This is a genomic window from Halorubrum sp. AJ67, assembly GCF_000513435.1.
On sequence record NZ_CBVY010000004.1, the window covers coordinates 195,016 to 200,152 of the forward strand.

6 protein-coding genes are annotated in these 5,137 nt (G+C 64.2%); 2 read left to right on the forward strand and 4 right to left on the reverse strand.

What is annotated here, in order from left to right; translation table 11 throughout:
• Together BN903_RS15650 and BN903_RS06330 are read left to right on the forward strand one after the other, a co-directional pair.
• A partial coding sequence (locus tag BN903_RS15650; RefSeq protein WP_154018062.1) for a biotin/lipoyl-containing protein occupies nt 1-130 on the forward strand: 130 nt, incomplete at its 5' end.
• Nucleotides 131-166: 36 nt separating this feature from the next.
• Nucleotides 167-559 (forward strand): VOC family protein, encoded by a 393-nt coding sequence (locus BN903_RS06330; protein ID WP_048076923.1) that lies wholly within the window; start codon nt 167-169, stop codon nt 557-559.
• Between the two features lie 642 nt (nt 560-1,201).
• On the opposite strand, the gene BN903_RS06335 is transcribed toward BN903_RS06330, so the two are convergent.
• The 4 genes from BN903_RS06335 to BN903_RS06350 all read right to left on the reverse strand — a co-directional run.
• Nucleotides 1,202-1,729 (reverse strand): 3-isopropylmalate dehydratase small subunit, encoded by a 528-nt coding sequence (locus tag BN903_RS06335; RefSeq protein ID WP_048076924.1) that lies wholly within the window; start codon nt 1,727-1,729, stop codon nt 1,202-1,204.
• Complete coding sequence (locus BN903_RS06340; RefSeq protein WP_048076925.1) at nt 1,726-3,039, reverse strand: 3-isopropylmalate dehydratase large subunit; 1,314 nt, start codon at nt 3,037-3,039, stop codon at nt 1,726-1,728. Before BN903_RS06340 ends, BN903_RS06335 begins: the two co-directional genes overlap by 4 nt.
• Complete coding sequence (locus BN903_RS06345; RefSeq protein WP_048076926.1) at nt 3,036-3,980, reverse strand: hydroxymethylglutaryl-CoA lyase; 945 nt, start codon at nt 3,978-3,980, stop codon at nt 3,036-3,038. The genes BN903_RS06340 and BN903_RS06345 overlap by 4 nt, the downstream gene beginning before the upstream one ends.
• Nucleotides 3,977-5,137 (reverse strand): CaiB/BaiF CoA-transferase family protein (locus BN903_RS06350; protein ID WP_079890593.1); only part of this gene is annotated, 1,161 nt, incomplete at its 5' end. The genes BN903_RS06350 and BN903_RS06345, both read right to left, overlap by 4 nt.

Sequence of the window (5,137 nt, forward strand, 5' to 3'; positions counted from 1 at the left end):
GGTCTGCGTGCTCGAAGCGATGAAGATGGAGAACGACGTGGTCGCCGAGCGCGGCGGCACCGTCGCGAGCGTCCACGTCGGCGAGGGCGACAGCGTCGACATGGGGGACACATTAGTAATTTTGAATTAGCAATCTCTTTTTGCCGCCCGACCCATAAGTCGTCCCATGCAGGCACGCCACATCGACCATATCAACCTCCGGATCCCCACGGACGGCGCCGCCGACGCCCGCGAGTTCTACGTCGAGAAGCTTGGCTTCGATATTGAGGACGCACTGTACGCCGCCGACGATAAGCCCTTCTTCGACGTGCGACTCTCTGAGACTGCCGTAATTCACCTATGGCCGACCGAGTCGTTCGAAGCGCCGACGAAGACGAACTATAACCACGTCGCAGTCATCGTCGAAGAGTCCGTCGACAAGATCAAGACCGAACTCGCCGATGTAGGCGTTGAGGTCGAGAAGACGCTCGACTCGCCACTTGGTGCGACTGGCAAGGCGGGCGCGGTGTACGTTCGTGACCCGTTCGGCTATCGGGTCGAACTGAAATCGCGGATGTGAATGGAGAGGAGGTGAGTTACAACCCGACCGTTAGGATTCGAATACAGGACGGACAATTTCGACCGCAAACTGGGGCCCATGACTGTTCGAACTGCGATTGTTGTCAGTCGTCTGTGGGACCGTTTCGCGACACTGCCTGTTCGCCGTCAGCTCGAAGCGGGTTTTTACCGCGGTCGGGATCCTCGGAATTACATCGGCTCTGATGGGATGAAAGTCTGCTAAGTCCCCAGCGTGCGTGAAGAGGTACTGGGGCGGTCAAAGGCCGATGATTCACGTACGGAAATACTGCTAGCTAGTCAAACCAGGGCTAACAACAAAATGATTACGTCGTCTGAAGATCTGCTTCTTCCACAGCCGGTAGGCGGTCGAAACGTGTGTGCGGTGCGATCGGTGTCTAGCGATAGCAGATGCTAAAGAAGGCCCCCGACCGATCGCTGGGGGCCGCCGGCTCGGCGGCCGGTCGCAGCGGGTGTGAGCCACAGCTAACGCCTTCACGTTCTGACAGCCTGTCGGCCGGTTCCTAAGCAACCACCGTGGCTGCTTGCGATTTTCTCTCCGTGGACAAGATCGGGCCGACCCCGGCAAAAAATATAGTATCGCAGACGTGGTTTGTTGCGCTAGCAGGCTTTCATAGGTATTTAATCACTCAATATTAAGTTTCGCTCGCGTGTACGGTTTAAGCCCACCTGTGTCGACGAGCGTCTGTAAGAACTCCGGCAGTGGATCCGCGTTGTACCGCTCATCCGCAGTATGGTTGATAACGGCCCCCTTATCAAGGCGTAGACTGATCGCGTCGCCGTCGTCTATCTGATCGGCATCTGGACAGATCAAAACAGGGAGCCCGAGGTTAATCCCGTTCCGGAAGAAAATCCGGGCAAACGACTGGGCGACGATGCCGTCGATGCCAGCGCCTAGTAGCGATACCGGGGCGTGTTCGCGGGAGGAGCCGCTCCCGAAGTTGTGACCTCCCACGACGAAGTCGCCGGCAGCCACGTTCGAAGCGAACTCCGTCCGGAGGTCGTTGAACGCGTGCTTGCCGAGCTCCGCCGGATCGCTGGAGACGAGGAACCGCGACGGAATGATCTGGTCGGTGTCGATGTCGTCGCCGAACGTCCACGCGCGACCGGGCTCGGTCGTGTCGATGTCGCGGTCCACGTCAGTGTCGGTCATGCGCCCACCTCCTCGAGGACGTAGTCGTCGTAGCGACTCAGCTCGACCTCACGCGGATCGGTGATTTCGCCGTACAGCGCCGACGCGCCCACGGTGGCAGGGCTGGCGAGGTACACTTCGCTCTCCATCGACCCCTCCCGGCCCGGGAAATTGCGGTTCGCCGTGGCGAGACAGACGTCGCCGTCGCCCAACACGCCCTGGTGGGTGCCGAAACAGGACCCGCAGCCGGCACTCTGGACTATCGCGCCCGCGTCCACGAATGTCTCCATCACTCCGGTGTCCATCATCTGCTTGTACACCGACCGCGAGGCCGGCACGACGACCATTCGGGTGTCTGGTGCGAGCCGCTCGCCCTCGATGATGTCCGCGACGATCCGGATGTCCTCGTACCGCCCGTTCGTACACGTCCCGACGAACAGCTGGTCGATGTCGGTGCCGACGACCTTGTCGACAGCGACCGCGTTCGCCGGGTTCGAAGGCGTCGACACCTGCGGCGAGAGCGACTCAGCGCGGTAGGTGTGAACTGCCTCGTAGTCGGCGTCGTCGTCCGGGTTCGTGTACGCCGGTATCTCTGGCCGCTCGCCCGTCTGTGCTTCGAGGAACTCGACGGTCCGCTCGTCGGGCGCGACGATGCCCGCCTTCCCGCCCATCTCGATCGCCATGTTCGAGAGGACAAGCCGCTCGTGGATCGGCAGCGACTCGACCGCCGAGCCGCCGTACTCGGCGGTCTTGTACGTACAGCCGTCGAACCCAACGTCGCCGATAAACTTCAGGATGAGGTCCTTCGCGTACACTCCGTCGGGGAGGTCGCCCTCGACCTCGAACCGGAGCGTCTCCGGCACTCGGAACCACAGCTCGCCGGTCGCGAGCGTCGTCCCGAGGTCGGTGGAGCCGACCCCGGTTCCGAAGCCACCGACGCCGCCGAACGTCGTCGAGTGCGAGTCCGCACCGATCACCAAGTCGCCCGGAGACACAAACCCCTCCTCAACGAGCACCTGGTGACAGATGCCGTCGCCCACCTCGTACTGCTGGGCGCCGTACTCGTCGGCGAACTCGCGGACGATGTTGTGGTTGTTCGCGGCCTCGACGCCGTCGGCCGGCGCGTGGTGGTCGATCGTGATGACGGTGTTGTCCGGATCGACGAGTTCCGGGTCGTCGCCCGTCACGTCCTCGAAGACCTCGAACGTCAGCGGTCCCGTCACGTCGTGGGTCATCATCACGTCGACGTCGGCCTCCACGTAGTCGCCGGCCCGTACGTCTCGTCCCGATTTCTCCGACAGCAGCTTTTCCGATATCGTTTTTCCGGTCATGAGTCGTCCTCCGCCACAGTCTCTAACACGCGCTCGACGGTCCCGCCCATCAGGACGTGGCTCGTCGCTCCCAGCTCGAGCCGGTCGGCGATCTCGTGTGCGACCGACTCGACGCGTTCGAAGTCCGCGTTCGTTTCGAGGCCCATTCTACTCAGCATCTGCACGAGGTCCTCCGTCGGGGTGTTCCCGACGCCGCCGAGCCCGTCCGGCAGGACGACGCCCCCGCCGAGTCCGCAGTGGGAGGCGTCGAACCGGTCGACGCCGCACTGCATCGCGACGAGCGTGTTCGCGAGGCTCATCCCGTTCGTGTCGTGGAGGTGGAGCCCGGCGTCCAGGTCCGGATGCCGGTCGAACACCGCCGTGTACATCTCCTCGATCTCGACCGGGTCGGCGAGCCCCATCGTCGTCGCCAGCGTCACCTCGTCGACGCCGGCGTCGACGACGCGGTCGACGACCGACAGCGTGTCCTCCATGGGGATCTTCCCCTCGTACGGACAGTAGAAGCTCGTGCCCATCCCGGCCTCGACCTCGATGCCCGTCCCGTCGGCCATCTCGACGATCTCCTCGACGCCCTCGAGGATCTCCTCGACGGTCATGTTCTGGTTGTGCTCGCTGTACGTCTCGCTCACCGTCACCAGGGCGTTGACCTTGTCGACGCCGGCGTCGATCGCCCGCTCCATCCCGACCGCGTTCGGCACCAGCGCGCGGTACGTCACGTCGTCGTGTCGCTCGATCCGCCGGGCGACCTCGTCCGCGTCCCGCAGCGTCGGGACCGCCTTCGGGTGGGTGAAGGAGGTGATCTCGATCTCGTCGACACCGGTCCGTGAGAGCTCGTCGATGATCTCGACCTTCTCGTCGGTCGGGACGAACTCGTCGAGCCGCTGGAACCCGTCTCGCGGGAGCATCTCGACGAGCGCCACGTCCTCGGGGTACTCGATCATATGACCCCCTCCGCGTCGAGTTCAGCAAGCGTCTCCTCGTCGTACGACAGCCGCTCGCCGTACACCGCCTCGTTGTGCGCGCCGAGCGGCGGCCCGAGGTGCGAGATCGATCCCGGCGTCTCGGAGAGGTGCGGGATGGTGTTCTGGACCGCGCCGGTCCCGAGTTGGTCGTCCGGAATATCCACGACCGCGTCGCGGGCCTGGTAGTGCTCGTCCTCGAGGATGTCGGCCACGTTGTAGATCGGCGCGATCGTCGCCTCGTACTCTTCGAACCGGTCGATGACCTCCTCGCGGGTGTGGTCGTCCATCCAGTCTTGGATGGCCGCATCGAGCTCCTCGACGTTCTCCAGCCGCTTCTCGTTGTCCGCGAAGCGCGGGTCGTCCTTTAAATCCGGACGCTCGATGGCGTCGAACACCCGCATCGCGATCGGCTGGGCGCTCGCCGAGATGGCGACCGCTCGTCCGTCGCCCGTCTGGTAGACGTTCCGCGGCGCAGACGACGTGGATCGGTTCCCCGACCGCTCCTCGATCTCGTCGAGCTGCTGGTAGCGAAGCGGCTGCGGGCCGATGAGCGAGAAGATCGGCTCGATGAGGCTCGTGTCGATGTACTGCCCGGAGCCGCCGTTCGCGTCCCGGCTGTACAGCGCGAACGCGACCGCCATCGTCGAGAACATCGCCGCGATTCCGTCCGCCAGCCCGGTCGGCGGCAGCAACGGCTCCCGGTCGGGGTAGCCGTTGAGGTACGCGAACCCGGACATCGCCTCGGCGAGCGTCCCGAAGCCGGGGCGGTCGCTGTACGGCCCCGTCTGTCCGAACCCGCTCAGCCGGAGCATCACGAGGCCGGGGTTGAGGTCGGAGAGGTGGTCGTAGCCGAGGTCCCATCGTTCGAGGGTGCCCGGACGGAAGTTCTCGATCAGCGCGTCCGCGTCGGCGACCAAGTCCTCGAAGACGACCTTCCCCTCCTCGGTGGAGATGTCGAGCGTCACCGACTGCTTGTTGCGGCCGAGGTACTTCCACCAGAGCCCGACGCCCTCCTTCTGCGGGCCGAAGTGGCGCAGATGATCGCCGGTCGACGGGTGTTCGACCTTGATCACGTCCGCGCCGAAGTCCGCGAGCAGGCGCCCGACCGTCCCGATCGAGATCATCGATCCGGCCTC